This is a genomic window from Brevibacillus sp. IT-7CA2, assembly GCF_949767855.1.
In the GTDB taxonomy this organism is placed as follows: Bacteria; Bacillota; Bacilli; order Brevibacillales; family Brevibacillaceae; genus Brevibacillus.
In genome coordinates this window covers 16,101-38,429 of record NZ_CATKQT010000052.1, presented here as the reverse complement: position 1 = coordinate 38,429, position 22,329 = coordinate 16,101, and the positions used below count along the sequence as shown (strand labels likewise).

Annotated in this window: 25 protein-coding genes and 3 pseudogenes; 20 read left to right on the top strand and 8 right to left on the bottom strand. The window is 43.2% G+C overall.

What is annotated here, in order from left to right; all coding sequences use genetic code 11:
• The first annotated feature begins 66 nt into the window (after positions 1–66).
• Complete coding sequence (locus ACM6JA_RS25860) at positions 67–633, top strand: GNAT family N-acetyltransferase (RefSeq protein ID WP_414854698.1); 567 nt, start codon at positions 67–69, stop codon at positions 631–633.
• 90 nt (positions 634–723) lie between these two features.
• Here the strand turns inward: ACM6JA_RS25860 and ACM6JA_RS25855 are convergent, their stop codons facing one another.
• Genes ACM6JA_RS25855 through ACM6JA_RS25845 form a run of 3 tightly spaced genes read right to left on the bottom strand, consistent with a single transcriptional unit; the run spans position 724 to position 5,284 of the window.
• Positions 724–1,443 (bottom strand): DUF1266 domain-containing protein, encoded by a 720-nt coding sequence (locus tag ACM6JA_RS25855; protein ID WP_414854697.1) that lies wholly within the window; start codon positions 1,441–1,443, stop codon positions 724–726.
• Between the two features lie 20 nt (positions 1,444–1,463).
• Positions 1,464–3,584 (bottom strand): J domain-containing protein, encoded by a 2,121-nt coding sequence (locus tag ACM6JA_RS25850; protein WP_414854696.1) that lies wholly within the window; start codon positions 3,582–3,584, stop codon positions 1,464–1,466.
• The gene (locus ACM6JA_RS25845) at positions 3,584–5,284 is read right to left on the bottom strand and encodes a molecular chaperone HscC (protein WP_414854695.1); all 1,701 of its coding nucleotides are present in this window, start codon (positions 5,282–5,284) and stop codon (positions 3,584–3,586) included. Before ACM6JA_RS25845 ends, ACM6JA_RS25850 begins: the two co-directional genes overlap by 1 nt.
• 189 nt (positions 5,285–5,473) lie before the next feature.
• Here ACM6JA_RS25845 and ACM6JA_RS25840 point away from each other — a divergent pair, with 189 nt between their 5' ends.
• From ACM6JA_RS25840 to ACM6JA_RS25830, 3 genes are read left to right on the top strand one after another with little or no spacing between them, the layout of a single operon-like run.
• Complete coding sequence (locus ACM6JA_RS25840; RefSeq protein ID WP_414854694.1) at positions 5,474–6,793, top strand: SMI1/KNR4 family protein; 1,320 nt, start codon at positions 5,474–5,476, stop codon at positions 6,791–6,793.
• A 56-nt stretch (positions 6,794–6,849) separates the two neighbouring features.
• Complete coding sequence (locus ACM6JA_RS25835; RefSeq protein WP_007727908.1) at positions 6,850–7,278, top strand: immunity 22 family protein; 429 nt, start codon at positions 6,850–6,852, stop codon at positions 7,276–7,278.
• Positions 7,279–7,291: 13 nt separating this feature from the next.
• Positions 7,292–7,786 (top strand): ankyrin repeat domain-containing protein, encoded by a 495-nt coding sequence (locus ACM6JA_RS25830; RefSeq protein ID WP_390233524.1) that lies wholly within the window; start codon positions 7,292–7,294, stop codon positions 7,784–7,786.
• Positions 7,787–7,806: 20 nt separating this feature from the next.
• Here the strand turns inward: ACM6JA_RS25830 and ACM6JA_RS25825 are convergent, their stop codons facing one another.
• Positions 7,807–8,004, bottom strand: a complete 198-nt coding sequence (locus tag ACM6JA_RS25825; protein ID WP_007727903.1) for a hypothetical protein — start codon at positions 8,002–8,004, stop codon at positions 7,807–7,809.
• A gap of 205 nt (positions 8,005–8,209) precedes the next feature.
• Between ACM6JA_RS25825 and sigK the strand changes: the two genes are divergently transcribed.
• Positions 8,210–8,920 carry an RNA polymerase sporulation sigma factor SigK gene (gene sigK / locus ACM6JA_RS25820; RefSeq protein ID WP_007727902.1) on the top strand — a complete coding sequence of 237 codons (711 nt, stop codon included), beginning with the start codon at positions 8,210–8,212 and terminating at the stop codon, positions 8,918–8,920.
• Positions 8,921–9,730: 810 nt separating this feature from the next.
• Here the strand turns inward: sigK and ACM6JA_RS25815 are convergent.
• On the bottom strand, positions 9,731–10,141 hold the full coding sequence (locus ACM6JA_RS25815; RefSeq protein WP_414854693.1) for a GNAT family N-acetyltransferase: 411 nt from the start codon (positions 10,139–10,141) through the stop codon (positions 9,731–9,733).
• 1,264 nt (positions 10,142–11,405) lie between these two features.
• On the opposite strand from ACM6JA_RS25815, the gene ACM6JA_RS25810 reads away from it, so the two are divergent.
• Both ACM6JA_RS25810 and ACM6JA_RS25805 read left to right on the top strand, forming a co-directional pair.
• Complete coding sequence (locus tag ACM6JA_RS25810; RefSeq protein WP_414854692.1) at positions 11,406–11,576, top strand: hypothetical protein; 171 nt, start codon at positions 11,406–11,408, stop codon at positions 11,574–11,576.
• Between the two features lie 27 nt (positions 11,577–11,603).
• A pseudogene (locus ACM6JA_RS25805) lies at positions 11,604–11,957 on the top strand (2-oxoglutarate dehydrogenase E1); the annotation flags it as partial.
• A gap of 146 nt (positions 11,958–12,103) precedes the next feature.
• On the opposite strand, the gene ACM6JA_RS25800 reads toward ACM6JA_RS25805, so the two are convergent.
• The gene (locus ACM6JA_RS25800) at positions 12,104–12,490 is read right to left on the bottom strand and encodes a hypothetical protein (RefSeq protein WP_414854691.1); all 387 of its coding nucleotides are present in this window, start codon (positions 12,488–12,490) and stop codon (positions 12,104–12,106) included.
• Positions 12,491–12,675: 185 nt separating this feature from the next.
• Positions 12,676–13,140, bottom strand: coding sequence for a hypothetical protein (locus ACM6JA_RS25795; protein ID WP_414854690.1), 465 nt, complete (start codon positions 13,138–13,140; stop codon positions 12,676–12,678).
• Between the two features lie 120 nt (positions 13,141–13,260).
• On the opposite strand from ACM6JA_RS25795, the gene ACM6JA_RS25790 reads away from it, so the two are divergent.
• The 11 genes and pseudogenes from ACM6JA_RS25790 to ACM6JA_RS25740 all read left to right on the top strand — a co-directional run bounded on the left by ACM6JA_RS25790 (position 13,261) and on the right by ACM6JA_RS25740 (position 19,133).
• Entirely contained in the window at positions 13,261–13,851 is a 591-nt protein-coding gene (locus ACM6JA_RS25790) for a hypothetical protein (protein WP_414854689.1), read from the top strand.
• Positions 13,852–13,876: 25 nt separating this feature from the next.
• Entirely contained in the window at positions 13,877–14,008 is a 132-nt protein-coding gene (locus ACM6JA_RS25785) for a hypothetical protein (protein WP_414854688.1), read from the top strand.
• Positions 14,008–14,145: an XkdX family protein gene (locus ACM6JA_RS25780; protein WP_414854687.1), complete on the top strand. Its 138-nt coding sequence runs from the start codon at positions 14,008–14,010 to the stop codon at positions 14,143–14,145. The genes ACM6JA_RS25785 and ACM6JA_RS25780 overlap by 1 nt, the downstream gene beginning before the upstream one ends.
• Before the next feature lie 95 nt (positions 14,146–14,240).
• Positions 14,241–14,698 (top strand): annotated as a pseudogene (locus tag ACM6JA_RS25775) (holin family protein).
• Between the two features lie 2 nt (positions 14,699–14,700).
• On the top strand, positions 14,701–15,510 hold the full coding sequence (locus ACM6JA_RS25770; protein ID WP_414854686.1) for an N-acetylmuramoyl-L-alanine amidase: 810 nt from the start codon (positions 14,701–14,703) through the stop codon (positions 15,508–15,510).
• 4 nt (positions 15,511–15,514) lie between these two features.
• Positions 15,515–15,655, top strand: a complete 141-nt coding sequence (locus tag ACM6JA_RS25765) for a hypothetical protein (protein WP_414854685.1) — start codon at positions 15,515–15,517, stop codon at positions 15,653–15,655.
• A gap of 200 nt (positions 15,656–15,855) precedes the next feature.
• Positions 15,856–16,425, top strand: coding sequence for a sigma-70 family RNA polymerase sigma factor (locus tag ACM6JA_RS25760; protein ID WP_414854684.1), 570 nt, complete (start codon positions 15,856–15,858; stop codon positions 16,423–16,425).
• Positions 16,388–16,588, top strand: coding sequence for a helix-turn-helix domain-containing protein (locus tag ACM6JA_RS25755; protein ID WP_106653618.1), 201 nt, complete (start codon positions 16,388–16,390; stop codon positions 16,586–16,588). The genes ACM6JA_RS25760 and ACM6JA_RS25755 overlap by 38 nt, the downstream gene beginning before the upstream one ends.
• A gap of 153 nt (positions 16,589–16,741) precedes the next feature.
• On the top strand, positions 16,742–17,275 hold the full coding sequence (locus tag ACM6JA_RS25750) for a hypothetical protein (RefSeq protein ID WP_414854683.1): 534 nt from the start codon (positions 16,742–16,744) through the stop codon (positions 17,273–17,275).
• Between the two features lie 204 nt (positions 17,276–17,479).
• On the top strand, positions 17,480–18,046 hold the full coding sequence (locus ACM6JA_RS25745) for an N-acetylmuramoyl-L-alanine amidase family protein (RefSeq protein WP_414854682.1): 567 nt from the start codon (positions 17,480–17,482) through the stop codon (positions 18,044–18,046).
• A gap of 373 nt (positions 18,047–18,419) precedes the next feature.
• Positions 18,420–19,133, top strand: a complete 714-nt coding sequence (locus tag ACM6JA_RS25740) for a restriction endonuclease (RefSeq protein WP_414854681.1) — start codon at positions 18,420–18,422, stop codon at positions 19,131–19,133.
• A gap of 191 nt (positions 19,134–19,324) precedes the next feature.
• Here the strand turns inward: ACM6JA_RS25740 and ACM6JA_RS25735 are convergent, their stop codons facing one another.
• Positions 19,325–19,768 carry a hypothetical protein gene (locus ACM6JA_RS25735; protein WP_414854680.1) on the bottom strand — a complete coding sequence of 148 codons (444 nt, stop codon included), beginning with the start codon at positions 19,766–19,768 and terminating at the stop codon, positions 19,325–19,327.
• Positions 19,769–20,102: 334 nt separating this feature from the next.
• On the opposite strand from ACM6JA_RS25735, the gene ACM6JA_RS25730 reads away from it, so the two are divergent.
• Both ACM6JA_RS25730 and ACM6JA_RS25725 read left to right on the top strand, forming a co-directional pair.
• Positions 20,103–21,602: a recombinase family protein gene (locus ACM6JA_RS25730; RefSeq protein ID WP_414854679.1), complete on the top strand. Its 1,500-nt coding sequence runs from the start codon at positions 20,103–20,105 to the stop codon at positions 21,600–21,602.
• Between the two features lie 33 nt (positions 21,603–21,635).
• Positions 21,636–22,010 (top strand): annotated as a pseudogene (locus ACM6JA_RS25725) (sigma-70 family RNA polymerase sigma factor); the annotation flags it as partial.
• Between the last annotated feature and the right edge of the window lie 319 nt (positions 22,011–22,329).

Genomic DNA, 22,329 nt, shown 5'->3' with positions numbered 1-22,329 from the left:
GCATGATAGACAAAGAAACGAAAAGAGTCGTGTCGTGCGAATGCTCGAAATGCGAGGAGGAAACACATGATACGCAAAGCGGAACCTACAGATGCAGCTTTTGCTGCGCCATTGATTTATGATGCCATTGGAGATATCGCGCATACGCTGACAGGTGCAACGGAGGCAGCGGATGCGATTCGTATGATGGAAGAGTTTTTTGTGAAGGAAAATAACCGACTCAGCTACGAAAACGCGGTGATTGCCATGGATGGAGATGTACCGGTAGGACTGGCGCTCTTTTATCATGGGAGCCAAACAGAGGTGCTCGATCGCCCCTTCGTTGAGCATGTCCAACGTTTGACTGGCGAGACAATTACGCTTGTAAAAGAAGCAAAGGATGACGAATTTTATTTGGATTCTGTCGCGGTTGATTCCTCATGCAGAGGGAAGGGGATCGGATCTCTTCTGCTGGATGCCTTTGAAAAAGAAGCGATTCAGCGCGGGCATGACCGAATCGCTTTGCTCGTTGACGAGGAAAAACCACGTGCGCGAAAGCTGTATGAATCGCTCGGCTATCGTGAGGATGGGACAGTGATCGTAAGCGGGCATAAATTGAGCCATATGGTGAAGGCCCTATCGGAAAAGGCATAAGAGATCTCTATCGAGGCTAGATACAAGAACAAAAAACGTTTCCCGTTGGACATAGCGCAAAAAGTCCGAGGGAAACGTTTTTTCGTACGCTTAGCTGCTAAAAGAAGGCACGCTTTCTACTTGAGGTGAGGACAGATAAGGTGTGAGATCAAACTTCCAGTCAAATTCACGGATCGGGCTGTACTTACCCGTCAGGAGCTTCAAAATATGAGCTTCGGTTGCTTTACTCGTATTTTTGGTCGCGCCTGCTTCGTCGTATAGATTACCGCATGCATACGCAAATAAATACTCTTCCCAGCTCGAATAAGCGAGTTGGATTCGCTTGGCTACGTCCAGCATGCTTTCTACGGCATCTGCCTTGGGAAGATAGGACTGCTGGGCGCCTGCTTTGCAAATAATGAGATACCAAGCGTAATCAAAGGCGGCAATGCCTGCATGTGGGAGTCTGTTCATGTACGAGTACACGATCAACTGCCGGGCTGACTCCAGGTCGCCTTTTTTTAAGGATGCGATGTAGTTGGGACGATTGGCAGCGCTGAGTGCGGATAATACGTGGCGATGCTGATCAAACTCAGCTCTTCGCCCATGTTCCAAAAACCAAGTTAAGCGCTCTTGCGTTTTCGCAGCATCTCCCGTGTCCCATCTGTTATCAATTCGAAGCCGCAAAAACGTATCGCGCAGGCGGTTGTATTCGTGGATTGCCAAATAATACGCGAGCCGCTTCTGATTTAAGCAAACAGAGGAGAGAGCATGCAAGTAGCGACTTAACTTTGGGTCGATCTCTTTTTCGTTTTCTGCTTCTTTTGTCATGGAAGTCCTCCCTGCCTCCTTTAGTGGAATGTCAATGCTTTGCGAGTTTTGGGAATCTCACGAATGATGCGGATGTAATACAACATGGAAATTATCGCGAGAATGCCCATAAGCCATGATCCCGTCCATCCTTTTTCTTCCAAGTCAGGCTTGGCATTGATATACGTATCGGTCACGAGAACCGCATTGTGCGGATGCTTGCGTTTGTCCAAAGCATTCACAATGACAGGCAACATCTCACCATCCGGTATCGCCTTGAGCGTTCCTCGCATCGTAATGGAATGTTTGTCATGAATTTCTTTGGCATGGTCGTAGTCCGTAATGACGATGATCGCTTTTTGATCCAGATAACCCACATTTACATAACCGGTGTCAGAGTTTAATAGATCTCGCTCTTCGGCTTTGGCAGCAGGAATGAACTCGGCTTTTGGCTCGGGATGCTTTTCTTTGTCATAGACGCGGAGCATATTGATATAGGAAGCTTTGGTCAATGTAAATTCCACCTGGTAGCCAAGCGTAGTTTGTTTTAACTCGTCCATCGTCTTAACTTGGACAGGCTTAAATTGATTGATCAAGGAATCAAGCATCTGCTCCGAAGTCATCTCCAGCTTCATGGATACGACAGCAAACATAGCGTAATGGAGCAGAAGGAGAAAAATAATCGTCCAAATGTTACGTCTCGTGTAAATGGCAAAAAATTGCTTGAACCTTGATAACTTGCCAGGAAGCCCGAGTGCGCGTAAGTTTTTTCTCCTAGCGGCTTTGGCTTGCTTGTTTGCAGTTGGTTCGGTCATCTTGTTAAACGGAGACTGTATTTGCGTCAGGCATATATTCGCGTCGATATCGGAGGGATTATGCGAAAGCATCTCCTGAAAAACCTCTTGAGCCTTTTCCCATTCCCCTAGCTGAAGATAGCCTTTCCCCAGCAAGCTGCGAGCGTCCCACAGTTCCGGCATGCGAGTGAGGATTTCCTCGCAATCTTTGATCGCATCGGCGGCATCCCCTTTTTCAAGGAAAAGCCGGGCACGATACAAATACGCATCGATGTTATCTGGATCAAGACGTAACAATTGATCAAAGGTATGAAAGGCACGATTCTTATTCCCGGTTCGCAAAAAATATTCGCCCTGTAAACGGATCAAATCGGGGTCAAGAGCATACAGGGTATGGGCTTTTGCCAAATAACTCTGAGCCGTTTCCCAATCATTTTCCATGAGGGCAAATAACGCATCGCTGCGCCATTCTAGAAACGCTTCAATATCCAAGTCCTCACGATTCTCAAAAGAGTGGTAACGCAGCGTGAAGGTCTGATTGAGCTGACCGTTCAGGTAAGCGACAAAACGTCCTGAGAGCTGGCTTGCGAGCTTTTCCGATTTCTCCCGCCATTGAAAATGAGAATCGAGCAGCTTCCACACCTCATGAGGCAAGTGATAGTGTTCTTCTAAAAAGTGGAGAAATTGCGTATCGATGAGTTGATGGCAGCCGACATTCCACATGGCCTCGTCATTCAGCAACTCACGCCAGTTTTCAAGCTGGATTCGTTCGTGATAGTTATCGTACAGCTCTTGCGTACGGCGGAAAAAACGCTCGACCATATCATCGGGGTTCATGGAGCGTTCGGAATGATCGTAGCTCTCCGTGAAATCGTACCGCTTGGGAATGGGGATTTCTTCTTGAGAGACAACTTCTTGCGTTGTTTCCTCTAGAAACCTATCAAACAGTGTGAGTCGCTGCGGTGGATCGTAGTTAGGCTGCTCTTCTTCTACAGGTTCAGAATGCAACAGCTCGTAAAGACGTCTTGGCGGCTGGAGGTGAATTGCCTCTTCTTCGGAATCGGTATTCGCCAGCTCATAGCGCTGCCGTGGTGGCTGAAGGGGAACCGATTCTTCTTCCGATTCATGATTCTCGCCTTCATCCAGTTGTCTCGTCTGTCTTCTTTCCGGTAGGGGCGTTTCTTCGAACATACGATTCCGCTTGGTATTGCGTGTGTACTTCAGAGCGAGGTCATACGCCTCTCGCAATCGCTGAAAACCTTCAGGATCAACTTCTGGATTGTGCACCTTCAACTTTTTGGCATAAGCCTTTTTTATCTGGGCAGGATTGTCCGTCGGTTCAATCCCGAGAATCTCCCAAATCCCCATTAATACTCATTCCACCCTTCAAACATGTCCAGCTGCTGCTTCAATTCTTCTGCTGCTTTGGCGATGTCTCTTTCATTTTGGGTGGAGAGGACACTTTCGAACCGGCGTAAATAATTCGCAATGATCATGCGGTCTTCGCCCAACGCTTCCTCATACATACGCTCGCCTTTTGCCAGAAGCAATCGATTTTCGGTTCGCTCTCTGGGGTGGATCTTAATGTTTTGAAGAGCTTGAAAACGCTCCTCAATTTCCTTTTGTGATAGGCTGCCCGGATTTTTTTCGATGACGGCCTTGCTTTTGACTCCTGTAGAGACGACAGTCACTTCGACTTCCAGAATCCCGTTGATGTCATATGTATAACGAACATCGATAGATTCCTCGCCCTTTTTGGCAGGGGGAACTTTTACATTCAATTCGCCAAGCTTGAGGTTATGTTCGACGCGTCGGCTTTCCCCTTGATACACGTCAACGAGAATGGAGCGTTGATAATCGACTACGGTGTATAGCCGTTCTACCCGGCTGACCGGGATTGGCGTATTGCGCTCGATGATCGGAAAGAAGTAGCCGTCTTCGTGTTTGCCGTTTGCCATGGTTTGTACAATACCCGTACCGAGTGTGTATGGGCAAACATCTGTCAAAACAAGCTCGTTTAACGCCTCGTTGCGTTCCTTGAGTGCTGCTTGAATCGCTGTTCCCAATGCAACAGCCTCATCGGGATTAATATGGGAATAGGGCAGTCTCCCAAATATTTTGCTTACGATGGATTTGATAAGCGGCATCCGCGTCGCACCGCCAATAAGCACGATTGCGTCCAGTTCCCGAGGGGAGATGGATGCGTCTCGCAAAGCACGCTCGATCGGCTGACGCAGTCGTTGCAGCAGCGGAAACGCGAGATCTTCCAGCTGATTCCTGCTGAGGGTCGTTTCAACCAGTTCTCCCTGGATATTGACACTCATTTTCCCTTCTTGCTCGGAAAACAAGGCGCGCTTGCACAACTCAGCTTGTTTGTGAATGGACGAAAGCGTTTTGCTGTCCAGCGTGTTGATATCGAGTCGATGGGCTTCTATAAAGTAAGAGGCAATCAGATCGGTAAAGTCTTCGCCGCCCAAAAAGTTGTCTCCAGCGATTGATTTTACTTCCATCACACCTTCGAACATTTCCAAAATAGAAACGTCAAACGTTCCGCCACCTAAATCGAATACGAGGAATTGTGTTTCGCTTTCCTCCTGATGGAGCCCATAAGAGATCGCAGCGGCAGTCGGTTCGCTGATCAAACGCTCTACTTTCAGTCCAGCAAGCTCTGCTGCTCGTTTGGTTGCTTTGCGTTGTGTGTCGTTGAAATAGGCAGGCACACTGATAACTGCTTCGTGAACGGGGTGCCCTAAATGAGCCTCAGCGTCCGCCTTCAAAGATTTAATCACAAAGGAGGAAAGGTCTTCGGCAGAAAGAGAGTATCTTCCCAGTTGGTACCTTTTTTCTGTCCCCATAAACCGTTTGAAGGTAGAAGCAGTCCGATCAGGGTGAGTTAAGAGGCGCTCTCTGGCGATTTTTCCAATCAAAATCTCGCCGTTTTCATCGACGCTGACCACAGAAGGAGTCAGTGTTTCTCCGAGCGCGTTTGGAATGAGCACGGGTCCATTCTCAGTCCAGTAGGCCACCAGACTGTTCGTCGTGCCCAAATCAATTCCAATGGTGGTCATCAGCTAGGTCCTCATTTCCGTGTTTTTTCTACTAATATCGGTAAAAGTAGAGACTTAATATATAATTTTACCATGAAAAAATGGATATAATTGGTGCTTTAGTAGGATATGAAATAGAATTTTAGATAAAGAAAATAGAAATAGAATTCGTAACATAGAAAACGACATACGAGAGAGGTCGTTATGCCAATGCAGCAGCGAATAGAAAAGTGGTTTGAAGCGTGGAAGTTACTTATGCATGATATGGAGCGTCAAGGTGCCCAGGTTTGGCCGCTCACTATAGAACCACCGGCGGGGCTGGAAGAAATCGAAAGAAGAGAGGAGAGTCTCGGGATCAGCTTTCCTGCGACGATCCGTACTATTTTGCATGCGGGCAGCAGCCAAGTTCAAATAAATTGGTCGTTGCCCTCTCGAGCGTTAGATCCTTTTTCACTCAGTGGAGATTTGGGATGGTCATTGGATGCATTTGAGTGGCCGTACTTTGGCGGAGACGAAGAGAGTGAGGACGAGAAAAGATATCTCTGTTTTCACGTCGGCGGGAATGGCGACATGCTGCTCATCGATTTGTCGACAGGCGCGGATGACCCTCCCGTCTATTCATGGGGACATGAGACAGACGAGTTCCTATTGCTCGGCAAAAGCTTCACAGAGTTCGTAGAGCGAGTCACAGAGCTCGGCTGTATTGGGGCAGAGTGCTGGAATTATGAAGCGCTCGCAGGTGCAGAGGGACTCGATGTTGAGGGGCAAGTCGCACAAGAGTGGAAAGAATGGCTGCAAACCTATCGGACGCTAACCTTTGAAGAGGCCGCGCAAGATTTCGAGAAGCTGGTCTTGTTTGCCAAAATGCATGGTGCAGGAGATTCACGTATCCAAAAGGCATTTGCTCAGTACGACTGGGAGCCGATTTTGCATAAATGGGTAGCGCAAATCGAGCAGGAAACCTCATCAAGCAATCTGCTACTCTGGTGCCAGCTCATTGTCGAGACAGTAGGCAAAAAGGCAGAGAGCTGGGTACGCTCGCTCTGGGAGTCTGGGCCACATTATGAACGCATAGGCTCGAGTCTACGTGCATATGTAACGGCGGCTTGTTTGCCAGAAGAAGAAGGCTTGCAGCGAGTTTTGGCCGAGATGGACGAAGTCGTTGCCAGAAAAGAATGTCTGGTAGGATATGCTGCCAACAGTCATTTGCATCACTTTCGCTCCCGTGAAGTCATTTTGTGGATGAAACCGCATGTGGTGTACCCGATTGAAGGTTGGGATGATCTATTCGCGGTATCACGTCCACAATGGGATGATCTGATTCATTGGCTGGACGGAAATGAAGCACAGCGGCAGATTGCGTTAAGTGCTTGGGGGAAAATGCTGACGAGTGGTGAGTCGCCTTCAGGTGAAGCGAATTGGCAAGAAATCAATCGGTTGTTGGATGTAGCGTACGAAAAAGCCATTCTGCGCAAGGAAAAGGAGCGTGTAGATCGCATTCGATCTTCCTTGGAAACAGCAAAGCATTAGACGAAGAGGCATTGACCCGTGTTTGTGCAAGAGGAATGAAGCAAGGGGGAAAGACAATGAGAAATGTGGTAACGGTATGGGGAGCAGCCTTGCAGTCTTCTGATGAACTAGCGGATTTTCTGACTCCGGTTTACGATGAGGACGGGGAAGTGATACCGTCTGGCTTTTTAACAGCGTCGGGCCTTGAATGGGTGGACGAGGACTTTTTTGAAGTGCATGAGGTACAGGATGCAGAGGCCAGAGCGGACTTTTTCACGTATTTGGAAAACGAATATGCGATGAATGCAACACTGGATAGAAAAGAATGGCCCAAACAGCTAACAGAGGAGATTGGCAAGTACCCACATGTGATTTTGCTGTATGGCAATGAATCTCGGTACGGTCCGATTAACGAAAAATTGTTCGATCTCACTGAGGGCGGGCAAGAAAAAGATGCACCGGTGGTCCTGCTCGCCAAACTTGTATTTGAGACAGAGGAGCGGTAAGGAGCAGGGAAGAATGCCTAAGAAAGGAGAGACAGATATGGCTTACCATTTCGCAGATTTATATGATGCAGCTGAATTAGGAGACATTGAGCTCGTAAAAAAGATCGTCACGAAACAGCCGGAATTGCTGCATGAGAAAGATGAGTATGAGTTTTCCGTACTGCATGGCGCTGTGATGACAGACGATGTTGACCTCATTGCGTACTTAGTCGCACAGGGAGCAGATGTCCATGCGAAAAACGATGAGGGTATTACTCCGTTGCATATCGCGCTCTATCCAGAGGTCGCAGAGGCGCTCATCGCGCACGGTGCAGACATACATGCCAGCGCTCATGATGGAAGTACCCCGCTGCACACACAGGTAGCGGATGGAGAGGAGCGTGTGGATGTGGTAGAGTTGCTGCTGGCTAAAGGTGCGAATCCTAACAAAAAGGACATGGAGGGGCAAACACCATACGATATAGCACGCGAAAGAGAAGACGAAGAGATGATGGCTTTATTTGAATAGGGGAAAAAGCTAAGCGTCCGTTATGATTTCGGACGCTTTATTTCTTGCTCAAGTGCTGCGACACGTTTTTCCAGCTCGGCGATGGCTTTTTGCTTGGTTTCCGTGCGTTTTACGATGAACAAGCAGCAAGCAATGACAAGTGCTATGGGCATGAAGAAGATAAAGAGCTGAAAGAGTACAGTACCCCATTCGATCGACACAGCGCCAAATTCTACCATGGGTGATCGCTCCAATCATTCGTTTTGTTCATTTTACCAAAATATCTCATTTTTTCTAAGCTTCGATCCATATGCACAAATGTGAATCCTTTACCATACAAGCAACAGTGAATTAATCGACAACAACTCCCTGCGTACAGGCACGCATAGGCAACCGCCCACATATGGATAGAAGTAAGCTATTCCAGACGTGGAGGTGGCAGCCATGTCCAGCATTATCGCGGCGCTTTCCCTTGTTTTTAAAGAACTTCTTGTTTTTGTGGCTTATGTCAAGAACAATGCCTTCCCGCAACCGCTTCAGGACACCGAAGAAGAAAAGTACCTCCGACTCATGGCCAAAGGCGACCCTTACGCCCGCAACAAGCTGATTGAGCACAATTTGCGTTTGGTGGCGCATATTGTGAAGAAATTCGAGAACACAGGTGAGGACAGTGAAGATCTGATTTCCATCGGTACCATCGGCCTGATCAAAGCAATCGAGAGTTATCAGGTGGATAAGGGCACCAAGCTGGCTACGTATGCTGCGCGTTGTATTGAGAATGAAATCCTCATGCATCTAAGAAGCTTGAAAAAAACCAAAAAAGACGTATCCTTGCACGACCCAATCGGGACGGATAAAGAAGGCAATGAAATTACCTTAATCGACGTCCTTGGCACAGAAACCGACGAAGTGGTCGACGCAGTACAGCTCAAGCTGGAGTCCAATAAAATTTACCAGCACATTCACATCCTTGATGAGCGCGAAAAAGAGGTCATCATCGGCAGATTTGGGTTGGATCAGGACAAAGAAAAGACACAGCGCGAAATTGCGCGTGAGCTGGGCATTTCTCGTTCGTATGTATCCCGTATCGAAAAGCGAGCGTTAATGAAGTTGTTTAATGAGTTTTATCGGACGAAGCAGCCGCAGAATCGGTAGTTTGTTCGCAGCGGAGGACGTTATTTTGAGGTAACATTTCGTAGCTCGTTCTCTACTTCCATTCAAAGTTAATGATAAACAGATGTGAAAAATGACATTTCATTACAAAAGTTTACACAACAAGCGTTTTTTTGTGGATATTGGGATGAAGCCACTCGGATGCCGGGTGGCTTTTCTATTTGCTTGTTGATCAAGACGCTCTTATTGGATCAGTCAAAACGCAAGTGGAAGGGGTAATTGTACGAATCCAAGGAATGGAGGACCAAAAGAAATAGCGTAGCGCAAATTACTATTACAAAGGAGAAAATCAAATGACAAATCAAACACCAGAACCAAATTCAAACGAAGAATCCAGAATAGAACTTAAAAATGAAAATTATGCCGATAACGGAACTTTTCAATAAACTAGTAACTAAAAAATTCACGGAGACAACACTCCTTTTTCTAGGAGTGTAACGCGGGAGGATAGGACAAAAAAAGCAGGGCACACAAGCTCATTTAAGTTACATCACTCATCATTTTTGCCAAAGTATGTAAAAACACTCCAAATTCCAATAGCTAAATAAAGAAAACCAAATAAACCCAAATAAACCGTAATCCAGGCTAGTTATCATTAAATAAAGACCAATCAAGCAAATTATAATAGAACCTGTTTTTTGCAAAGTTGTTTTTTTCATAATACTCACCTGTATACAGTATTTTACAAAAATGTATCACGAATTTTGTTTATTTACAAATTGCTCAGGGAGATAAGGCATTTGAGGCAAAAAAGTAAAAACTCCCCCAGGTTCGGAGGAGACTTGCAACTAACTATATTGGCGCAACACGAAACATTCCTGTTAAAGCAGGGTACTGCTTAAAGTCGTATTTCTCATACAGTAACTTACCTTCGTTAGAAGAAAAGAGACCAATAAAAGCTTTATCGGGAGCATTCTCTTTTAGATAGGACATAAGGTTGTCCATAATCATTGTCCCTATCCCCATTTTTTGAAACTCCGGAAGTACAACAATATCTTGGAGGTAAAAATAAACGTACCCATCGCCGATAATTCGGCCCATACCAATTATTTTACTTTCGGAGAGAACAACAACTGAGTACAAAGAATTTTTAAGTGAGTCTTTGATCACTTTGAAATTCATCGTCTTTTCCCAACTAACTGAAACACACAATTGATGAAACTCTTCAAGAGTAGGGGAGCGTTCAATAATCTCAAATGACATATAACTCCTCGCTTCCAAATTTTCTATGTCTGAGGATATAACTTCATTTGAGACACCCCCTAAATGTTGATTATTGAAAATTTTACCATTTTTTGCTTTGAGATCTCAAGTATTTGGACTTAATAAAAGACCAATTTATCAAAATGTGTAGGGAGGTAAGGTGGACCTTATAACCAATACCCTATCCAGTAAATTGCTCCGCTGATTACGACTAATGCGATGAAAAACAATATTCTAGCTCTAACCTTTTGGGGACTTGGAGAAAAGATAATTTCCGCACCGACCCACAAGAAAAGGAGCAACGCTAATAAAACTTTAGATATTAGCAGCAATGTAAAACACCTCCAATTTATGGTTAATTATACCAAATAGTAAGCTTGGAGGAATGTTGGTCATAACCAATTTAACATGATAGTTAATGAAAAAAGCCCTTTAATAAAAGGGTTGGTAAATACGATGAGTATCTGTGTCGAAAACAACATCAACTTTAATGTCAGGTGAGTAAGGGATGAGTTCAAAGTTAAAGAGCTTACAAAAGACATGGGGGAAATCACTTGTTTGTTCGCTCTGTTCTAAAGCATATGCGACCATATTCTTCAATTCAAGAATTTCGTGCTTCTTCCCATGAAGGATAATCTCATCAGTAAAATGACCTGTTACTTCAATCAGCATTTAATCATGACCGGGTGCTAATCAGTCGGTATAGCTACAAATGGATAATTACCATTTTACAACAATATGAAGTATACAAAATGGTAATTTAGAAAATGTACTCTAAGGCTGTCAGAAGTATCCCGAAAAGCAAGAGTATCCAGCCAATCACTAATGTTATGTAGGTTAAAAGCTTCCAGATTCCATAAACAGAGCCTTTTCGTAAACTAATACGACTCCACAGAATCATCCATAATCCCATCAGGGGCGCTTCCTTTTGAAGGACTGGAAAAGCAACAAAAATTAATAAACCTGTGATGAAACCTAATAGTATCAATTTTTTTGAGCGAGTCATATAAAGTACCTTTCGAATCCCAGATTTATGTTTCAAACACTATATACATTAAAATGATTATTCCTTCAAGTAAATACAAAATTTTACACAATACACGATTTGTTAAATAGGAGGGCCGCCATTGAACAAAGTATGCAGTAATTGCTTGTCAGAAACGGATTACTTCGCCGATGAAGAAGGCGAGTTGTGTGAGGCTTGCACGCAAGATATTGAGTAATTTATCAAAACAGTACGTTTGTACCCAGGGAGGGGAACAAGATGGACGGGTTGTGCTGCCCAACGTGTGGGTGCGAAAAGCTATTTCATTACAGTAGTGCGATCGGGGTCTATGAATGCACCTTATGTGGAATCAATGTTGACCAGCATGATTTGATTCCAACCGAGCAGTTCTTGGAACAGGATAATGATGCTGCTCTTTCCCGAAGATAAAGCAGCGCTTATTGATGACATAAAGAAATTGCGATCCATGCAGCTAAGAAAGTGGACATGGAGATTTGCTTGGAGGAGCCATTCCATAGCGTATTGTCAGAACACAGGTATACAGCCGATAACCTGCCGACTGGGGCGATAGTTGCAACAGCAAACCTAACTGAATGCTGGGCTGTAGGACAAGATTATCAGAGCGGCATGCCACTGCTTTTCAGCGGGGAAGGTGGGAAAACGAAACGTGTTTGCTTACAAGAGGATTCCTTCGGGTGGTTTGAAACCGGACGGTATGCTTGGGAAATGACGGATGTAAAGCCTATTGATCCAGTACCAGCAAAAGGGCAGCAATGGCTCTGGAATTGGGGAGGGGAACGGGATGCCTGAATTAGATAAAATGCCAGATGTATGTAAGAGTTGCCCGGAAAACTACTATTGCAGCTTAAAACCGGATATGTGGAAATGCGAAGCAGAGGAGGGAGAGGGTAACAAAAGAGTCCTTCTATATTACTGAAGGACTCTGGTTTAATATCTTATTCAACACTAAAGTAGAGCGTCTTTTCCACGCCACCGTACTCAACAGTAAACCAGCCAACATCATTTCCTGTAGATCTCGTCGCTTTAACCATAGCATATACAGTTTTAGGTTGTTTGATATACTCGCATGCTTGTTCATCCGTTACGTTAACTTCATTTGATACAAGCTTGGATGTTCCGTCCGAAAAATGAGCAGTTACCCAAATAGGAGCATAGTCATAAGGATAGAAATTGTAAGGGATATCTTCTTCAATAACAAGCTTGGTGACAGTCGCTTGGGCCGTAACATTTGATTGAACAGTTTGAGGTGTTGCGGCACTCGCTGATGAAATAATGGCAAAGACTGAAAAAATGGATAAAGCTACAGATGCTAATCTTTTCATTTTCTATCATCTCCTAATAATTGGGCTTGTTTAAAGGTTACCTTTATATGATGAAAAATACAATATTTTCAAATTCGAAATATTCTTTCCTTACGAATGGAGAACAAGTTTTAACATAAGAGAAATTAAGTTAAGAAAGCCCATCCATTATTTAATGGGCGGGTCATGATAAATCAAATATTGGTTTATTGAATTGATAAAGAGTAGCCTTGTAAATTATTTCCCTCTGCACCTGAATCAATTACTCTATCAACCAATATGTAATATTTCTGTGCGGAAAAATACATTGTAACAGAATCTGCTTGACCTACACCATTCTTATTTGAAATTTCTTCATCTAATACTTTATTGCGGCTTGCATCCCATATTTCAAATTTTAAATCCATGTTTGACGGAACATTAAGCCTTATTGTTCTTGTTCCACTTTGGTTTGGCTTAAAAGCGATATAGTCTCGGTCTTTCCAGTCCCAGATATATCCTTGGGCAACATCGTCAATACCGATAACAAACCCATTTGCATCTCGTTGACCCCAGTCGTTATTACTATTCTGGTTAGTTTCTTTCTCCCAATAAGATGCTGCAAATGCTGATGCTGCTAATGACAGGCTTAAAACTAATGAGGAAATACCTAAGAATGTTTTTTTCTTCATAATCAAAACCTCCTAAAATTAGGTACATTTCCTATTATTACCATAAATCTATACTAAAGCAAATGAATTGTAAGAACTTAATATAATATTCAAAATTTAGTTAGAGACCTCGGCTCCTTTATGCAGTTTCCAACAGTGAACTATTCTGCCACCGATCCAGAGGGCAATACATTCACATTCAGCGAGTATTTAAACGGCAAGCAAATCAGATCGTTCCAAGGCGTTGCAGGGCAACAATACAAAGTAGAAATCAGTCATGAGGCTTGGATTCGGTTGGATTTAGACATGCAGCATCAAATCAAGTTAGTCGCTACTGACAGTGCGGGAATCTCATCCGAACGAATTTACACATTCACTCGAACAGAGACGCATATCGAATTCCTACTCAACTTCGATAGCCCGGATGTACAGGGGCATTTCATCCTTGATGGTATGCCGTTGCGGGTACTTGTAACGCTGGAGAGGTATATCACGGAAGGAGCCACAATTGAGAGTGTAAAGGTCTATAACAATGCCTTGGATGCTGTGCCGACCTGGGAAGATTGTACGGGAGCAGTAAAAGGGAACCGAGGCTATCTCTTCACGAACAAAACGAAGACTGCCGCAAATTGGGCGATTAATCTGTGGGTCATTCTTGCCAAGGGAACAGCAACAGAGCGTTTCAGATCGATTGATGAAGACCCTAAATGTAGTTCCTATTTCGAAAATTAGGCAAGAGCAAGAACAGGGCCCCGTTATGACGATGGGGCAGGAGCTATCCTTTCTCAAAATTAGCAATATCCAAAAGGATGCGCTAATCCAAACAATGGGGGAGCAGCTAGCCATGGTTAAGCTTGAGCTAATCCAATTGAAAGGAGATGGTAACTGATGGCATTCTGGGCACTAGCGTTTAGCATGAAGTGGATCACAGCAGAGAAGCTGCGACTAGCTGTAAAAACAACATCAAATCCTTTTGGAGAAATCTCTCCAGAGGAATTCACGAAAATCACTAACCAAGAATTCTAGGTTGGTGATTTTTTATTTCAACCAGACCTTGAGCCAGCCTCGTACCTAGCGGGGCTATTTTTGTGCCCCGAGGGGGTGAGGAGGAAGATGAGCTGATGAAGTTTTTACAGAGTTTAGAGAACGTAGTGACCCCAGCAAACGGAATTGCAGTAACCATGGGGATATTTCTTACCCCGATATTCCAATACCTCTATGGAACGGGTCGGCTCGATATTTTAATCGTGCTTTTTCTTATGATTTCACTCGATTGGATCACCGGTATTTCCGCAGCGAAAAAGGACCATACCTACTCGTCTGATTATGGTCTTTCCCGAATCCCACGGTCGCTGTTTCTTTTTGCACTGCCAGCCGTAGCGAATTTACTGGATCGGGTGATGGGCACACCAGGCTTTCTGTTTTATGGAGTCACATTTGGTCTACTCTATCACACATGGAACAGCCTCACAGCAAATGCTCACCGAGCTGGTTGGCCTGTTCCGAAATCGATTGTTAACTTGGCGGTTCGGAGATCAAAGCCAAGACTGAGCGTGCTGCACGAAAGGAGACAAAATAACGATGAATATGACTATTCTCGGTGCGCGTGTGATCGACGTTCGCACCTCTTTGCCACGCCATAAAACTCTAAGGTATGGACGTCGTAAGCCGTTTGATATACGATCGGCAGCCCTCCACCATTCAGCTACAAAAAGCGGTTCGCCAGAGGCATTCGCACGCTACCATGTTGGCACGAACGGATGGCCGGGCATTGCTTATCATTTTGTGATCCAAAAGGACGGAACGATTTACTGGTGTAACGATCTAGAAACAATTTCCTACCACGTAGGCAATAGCAACCGTCATGCGTTAGGCATTTGTCTTGTAGGGGACTTCCGGACACAGCAACCAACCGCAGCACAGCTCGATGTGGCGAATCGCTTGATCCAGCACCTGCAGGTACAGATTCCATCCATGAAGCAGGTGCTTGGTCACCAGGAGTACCCCGGCTATTCATGGAAAAACTGCCCTGCATTCCCGATGGTCAAGTTTCGGTCGGATTATTCACAGTATTTACAGAAACCTGTGGACAAACCAGACAAACCACAGCAAGTACCGGTTGCTATTAGCCTGAATGGTTCGCTGTTATCAGTGACTGGTTTCTTAAAGGATGGTGTGTCCATGCTACCTGTCAGAGCGGTAGCCAATGCTGCTGGCGGAAAAGTGGAGTGGATCGCGGCGACCCAAGATGTGCGTGTAAACGGCAATGACCTAAATGAAAAGCTCATATCGGGTTCGGCTTATGCTCCAGCTCGTGAGCTGGCTGCCGCACTTTGTCTACAGATTGAGTGGGATGGCCCAAATAAAATTGTAAAGATGAAAGGAGTGTAGATTCATGAATAACTTTTTGAGCAAGCATAAGAAATCTGTGTTGCTTATTATCACAGGCGGTCTGGCTATTGTGGGGACTTACGTTGGTATCAGCGAGGAAGCACAAATACAGATTCTAAAAGGGATTGAATATTTTCTGCAATAAGGCGTGTGGAGTGTCCCGAGAAGGTGAATCTGCTGTACAATTAATTACAAAAGTTTACACTACAGGATTATTAAGCAAACAAACTGGATTGTTTAGTAAAATGGATAGAGTGGTTCGGGACGTGTCAGTGTAATTATGGCACGTCTCTTTTTTTTATCGGAAACTCGAACGTACGATCCCCTTTTGGAAGGAGGCACTTCGTGATCAAACTTACAGACGTAGCTAATCAGAAGTTGCTGGATGCATTTCTAGCTCAAGCAGACAATCAACTACTATACCAACGAGTGCTTGCTTCACCGGGCGACACGCTGAGGAGTGATGAATTGGATAGTAGACTTCAGGAGTTTTACGCTGAGGTCCAATTGACCAAATTTATTTCGTCACTCATTCGTTTTACAGCTATCGAGTTGGCTGTTCGTAATCAAAAGATAGGCAAGGTATGCCAGCCTACAGACGAGATTGAAATGGTTGTAGACAACCTTGTTAGCGACACAAACAAAAGTGAACGGGAGGACACATCTGAGTGGGAAGATGTATTAGCTGACAAACGAGTTTTGGATGCTGTTCAAACCCTCACAGAAAAGGAACAGGAGATACTTAAACTTCTTTATTTGAGGAATCTCAAAGAAGCGGAAGCTGCAAGTCTGTTAGGCGTTAGCCAGCAAGCCGTATCTAAAACAAAGAAACGAGCGTTACTGAAGCTCAGAAAACAGCTGGAGGGAGGCGGAATACATGAGCCTGTTAACGCTGGTAAAGCGAGCGCAAAATAATGATGAGAGTGCGATGGTAGAGATCATAGAAAGATTTGAGCCAAAGATTCGGAAGTCGTTAAAATTCACGGATATAGGTGTACGTGAAGACATACATCAAGAGATAATATTTCGGATGATTAAAGCTGTCAAATCGTATAAACTTCCGAAGAAAAGTAACTGATTTATTGATAATGCTGTCCCCCTTAGGATTGAAAAAATAAGAAAATTCGGCTATGGGAAGGAGAGGGCTAAAGTCCTTTCTAATTATATACATTTTTTGGTATAATACAAAGAATGTATACTATATAAAAACTAATACTATAAGGAGTATCCAATGATAAAAAAAATTGCGATAGGAGTAATTATTTTATTCTTGGCTGGGTACGCATTTATTACTCAGATACAAAAGGAGGGGATAGAGTTAAGGGTAAAATCTCTAGCAGGACATAATTTGTTTCTCCTTGTGACTACTTACCAAGACATTGAAAGTAAGTTTCACGAGGAAACATTTAATAGGGAAAGTGTAAGTAATATTGAAGATAAACTTGCAGAAGTAAAGGCATATTCAATAGTTGCTGATAGTATTGTGGGGAACGAATATCTACAAACAATTACAAGCAGATTCAAAGATATCTTTGCCCACCTTGAAAAGAGCCAGAAATCCATGGAACTTAGTAAGGATCAAACTAAAGAGTTAGTTGAAATAACAAGAATGATGAAAGAATTTATTGATATTATATATCAAACCTATTATGTTAATGATGAAGAAGGCGGATCAGCTGAATTAAACATAAAAGACTTCAGTAAGGTAGAAGCATTTCAAAAGAAAATTACTGAGTATTATAATCAAATTAACCAAAAATTATAAACGTAATTCTTTTATTTGTTAATACTAGTTTTTGATAATCATACGCTTATTAAATGTACATCCTAAATCACAATTTTGTGATATGGGATGTTTTTTTATATTTTCTTTTCCAAAGGTTGTATTTTCAATCAGGTTTTTCACTTTATATATTGAAAGGAAATTCTGGCCAGAATACCTTACCCAAAATTAAAAGGTGGAATCACAATGGATTTGACAGGTAAAAGGATTGCTCTTGACCCAGGACATGGCGGCGATCACCCAGGCAAAGTTTATAAGGGTCGGCAAGAAAAAGATGTTACTCTGATGTTTAGTAAAGTTCTTAGAACCATGCTTGAAACAGAAGGTGCAAAAGTTTATATGACTCGTATTACTGATAAGGATTTTGGTGGTACGACCGACGCTAAGGATGTCAATGAGCGAGTAAAAAAAATCAATAGGTATTACGCCAATGACGATCTTGATATTTTGCTCAGTATTCATGTGAATACTGAGAATCTTTATAATCGTGTTGGTGCGGCCTATCAAGAGGGTGGAAAAGCATCCAAGATTTTGGCTGAGAATATTGCAACAAAGTATACGACCTTCCAGACACAAGCAATAGCTTGGTCGGATGACTTAGCAGTATTAAGAGATACGACAGTAGCTGAAGCAAAAGCACTCCTTGAAATTGGTAAGATTAATCAAGATTGGTATGATGATCCTGATCAAGTTGAGCGCGCAGCATATGCGATTGTAGCTGGAATTTACGACTACTTCCGAGAAATTGAATAACAATCCAAAAGAGTGAAGTTGCCCTTCGGGTTACTTCACTCTTTTTTATATTCATATCAGTATAGTAGATGATGATTAAAGCCCATGATTTCAATATTGAGTGATTAGAATTTCTTCGGAGTAATCCATGAACGTGTCGCATTTAAAAGCTGAATGCCAAGTTCGCCTTAACAATTATTTATACGACGCCAAGTAGCAAGCGAATTGGCGTGCATAGTATGTACCGAAGGATTACAACAGCGAACCTCTCCGCCTATTCGAAAAGAAGGGTGGGTTTTTATTATTTTGTATATTTGTGTATAGTTGTTTCGTTTGGTAGAAAATAGGTGATTAGATATGCTGAAAGAACTATTTTTGAAAGGGGACTGTACTTTTGGCACGAAGAAGTAAAAAGGGAGATGACCCGATAAGCCAGTTGGTCGGACTGCTTTCTTTATTTGCATTTGGCGGGGCATATTACTATACAAATTCATTTATCATCGGTGGAATTGCTTTTGCTGCTGTAATGGGTGCTGCTCTTTGGATTGCTATTGCTCAGAGCGCAAAGAGAGAAGAGAGATTAAGGAAATCAGGAATACGCGAAATAGACAAAATGGATGGCCTACAATTCGAGCAATACCTTGGGCTATTATTCAAGTCCCAAGGTTTTAAAGCAGAAGTAACACGTGCCTCAGGAGACTTCGGAGCCGATTTGATATTGCAAAAGAATGGCACTAAAACAGTTGTCCAAGCTAAGCGCTACTCTAAAAACGTTGGGATCGAAGCAATTCAGCAAGTCGTTGGGGCAATGAAACATTATGGTGCATCGGGTTCGTGGGTAGTAACTAATAGAGACTTCACTGATGCTGCTTATAAGCTGGCTGCCTCTAACGGGGTAAAATTGATCAATCGCGAAGCACTCATTGAAATGATAATCCAGATGAATCCTTCAGCAAAACTAGATCCCAAAAAAGTTATAACTCAGTTTCCAACTGAAAAAAGGCTTTGTGAAAAATGTGGTAGCCAAATGGTTTTAAGAAAAGGAACAAAAGGGGAATTTTACGGATGCAGTAGTTACCCAAAGTGCAGGAATACAAAAGCAGTTTAAGTCCGAATGTTATATCGTGCTAGGATTAAGCGGAATTTGTTTACATTCAACCGAAGATAAAAGTCCAGGTCAAATTCCGGAACTGGACAAAGAGCGGCATGCTCCGCTCACCAGTATTCGTCGATTTTATTCTAGCAGCGTAAAAACAACCCGTCTCCCTTTTGCGGAGGCGGGTTTGTTCTTGTTACACATTACGGGGTTGTAAATCTTATTTCTCCAGAAACAGGTATATATTGATTGTTATTATCTTTACTGCGGTTTGTGATTTCAAAATAGTAAGCTCCTGCTTTAGGAATTGTGAATGTACTACTACTACTCCTATCTCCCTTTCTAAAAATCTCTCGAACTAGTTCGTGATTGTTATCATCAATGATGTACCACAATTGGTAATTTACTTCTGTATTCCCTGAACTATGTTGAGAATAATGTAACGTAAAACTACCTCTCTTCGCATTAAAGTGGTACTCTTCGGTAGTCAACAAATTGGTAAATGGGAAACTATGTGTAGCGTTTACTGTTGAAGCAGGTTGAGGAGAAACTTGCTTGTTTGAGGTATTTTCATGTTGAGCAAAAGCGGAAGGGACACCGATGGATAATACAGCAGAAGCCAAGATCACAGACAGAAACTTTTTCACGATTAAACATCTCCTTTCAATTTGATAAGCACATGCTTATATTATAATATTATGGAAATTATTGTAAATTACTTTTTTGGAAATATTAAGATAAAAAACATAGCCCTAGAAACTATTTACTTGGACTGTATTCAAAAAATCGGTAACCCGTCCCTGATTTAAGGTGACGGGTTTTTCGTGTTTCCACACTACTTTTGACAAGCTGTTCGCGCATATCTTCTCGACAGGAGGGGATGAACGGTGCATGTAAAGATTATACCGGGAAGTTCTACTGACAGTATTCGTTCCGCCTGTTATCTATATTTACTAAGCAAGTACAGGAGGGAGAAGCCGTATGATCGGAATATATGCCAGGGTGAGTACAGAGGAACAAGCCAAGAGCAGATTCAGCCTCGACGATCAGTTAAGGGAATGCAGGAAGAAGGCAGCGACGAGTGAAGTTGCCGAATACATAGATGATGTATCAGGCGAGTTCCTAGATCGGCCTGCTCTCTCAAGACTAAGACAAGATGTAAAGGATGGAGTCATAACAAAGATTGTTTGTCTGGATCCTGACCGTTTATCGCGTAAGCTAATGAACCAGCTGCTTATTACAGATGAATTTGATAAACGTGGTATAGAGCTTGTGTTCGTAAATGGCGAATATGCAAAAACTCCTGAAGGTCAGCTCTTTTACAGCATGCGTGGAGCGATTGCTGAATTTGAGAAGGCAAAAATAAATGAGCGTATGAGTCGTGGAAGAAGAGAAAAGGCAAGACAAGGCCGCGTTCTCCGTGACTTTCAAATATATGGGTACAGTTATGATTCTGAGAAGGAACAGATAGTAATAAATGAAGCTGAGGCAGCAGTAGTGCGTCTTGTATTTGATCTGTTTACTCAGCCAAATGATCTTGTTGAAGGGATAAATGGAATAGCCGTTTACCTGACCAGCAAGGGGATTCCTACAAAGCGGGGATCGAGTGTATGGCATCGACAAGTGGTACGTCAGATGCTCATGAATGAGGCATACGTGGGGAGGTTTTATCAGAATAAATGGAATACAGAAGGGATGCTCGGCAACCAGTTTCGACAACCGGATGAGAAAGTCCGTATGAAAATGCGCCCAAAAGAAGAATGGATATTACTGCCCTGCCCATCCATTATTGATGAAATGAAGTTTGAACATGCTCAACGACTACTAAAGGAATCTAGAAGAAGATGGGCGGGCCGGAGCTTCAACGAGTACCTCTTAAGCGGCCTAGTACGTTGCGGGACTTGTGGAAATACGATGCCAGGAAGAAAAGCGAAAAACTGGAGCCAACATGTATTTGAGTATACCGATGTCAAGAATACCGCAGGTGCAAAAAACAAGGGATGCGGTCGCCGTATAAGATGTGAGCAATTGGACAATCAGGTTTGGGAAACGGTTGCGTCCTGGTTGAATAATCCTGACGAGATTGCGGTGGCAGTGGAAGATAAAGTGGAAACTCCATTCGAGCAAGTGGAGTTGGAGCGATTGCAAAAAGAACTTGAAAAAACCAAAACAGGACGTAAAAGATTGCTTAAATTGTTTGCGTCTGGTGAAGAAGATATTGGTGAAGAAGATATTCGCCAAGAGTTGAAAGAACTGAAGGAGAAGGAAGATAAACTGAATCAGCGTCTAAACGAGCTGCTGGATCAAACAAAACAGCAGGTCAATTATGAGTATAGCCGCAACTTGATCCAGGAAGCCGCTGAATATTATTTATCGAAGGCACAGGATGAGCTAACCTTTGAGGATAAAAAAGAGCTGATCCGTCATGTGGTAAGGGAAGTAAGAGTATTTGAAGAGAGCGTGGAGATATTCACATTCTAAGTTTGCCTAAGCTCCCCTTTTGACATTTAGATTGAAATCCTCATGCATCTAAGAAGCCTGAAAAAAACCAAAAAAGATGTATCCTTGTACGACCCAATCGGGACGGATAAAGAAGGCAATGAAATTACCTTAATCGACGTCCTTGGCACAGAAACCGACGAAGTGGTCGACGCAGTACAGCTCAAGCTGGAGTCCAATAAAATTTACCAGCACATTCACATCCTTGATGAGCGCGAAAAAGAGGTCATCATCGGCAGATTTGGGTTGGATCAGGACAAAGAAAAGACACAGCGCGAAATTGCGCGTGAGCTGGGCATTTCTCGTTCGTATGTATCCCGTATCGAAAAGCGAGCGTTAATGAAGTTGTTTAATGAGTTTTATCGGACGAAGCAGCCACAGAATCGGTAGTTTGTTCGCAGCGGAGGACACTATTTTGAGGGAAATTACAAAAGTTTACACAACAAGTGTTTTTAATGGTTAGAATTCACACTCGTAAAATACAGACAAGTAAATAGGATGAAGCCACTCGGATGCCGGGTGGCTTTTCTATTTGCTTGCTGATCAAGAGGCTCTTATTGGATCAGTCAAAGCGCAGGGGGAATGGGTAATTGTACGAATCAAAAGAATGGAGGACCAAAAGAAATAGCCTAGCGCAAATTACTATTACAAAGGAGAAAATCAAATGACAAATCAAACACCAGAATATGAGGGGATTACCGGTGAAAAA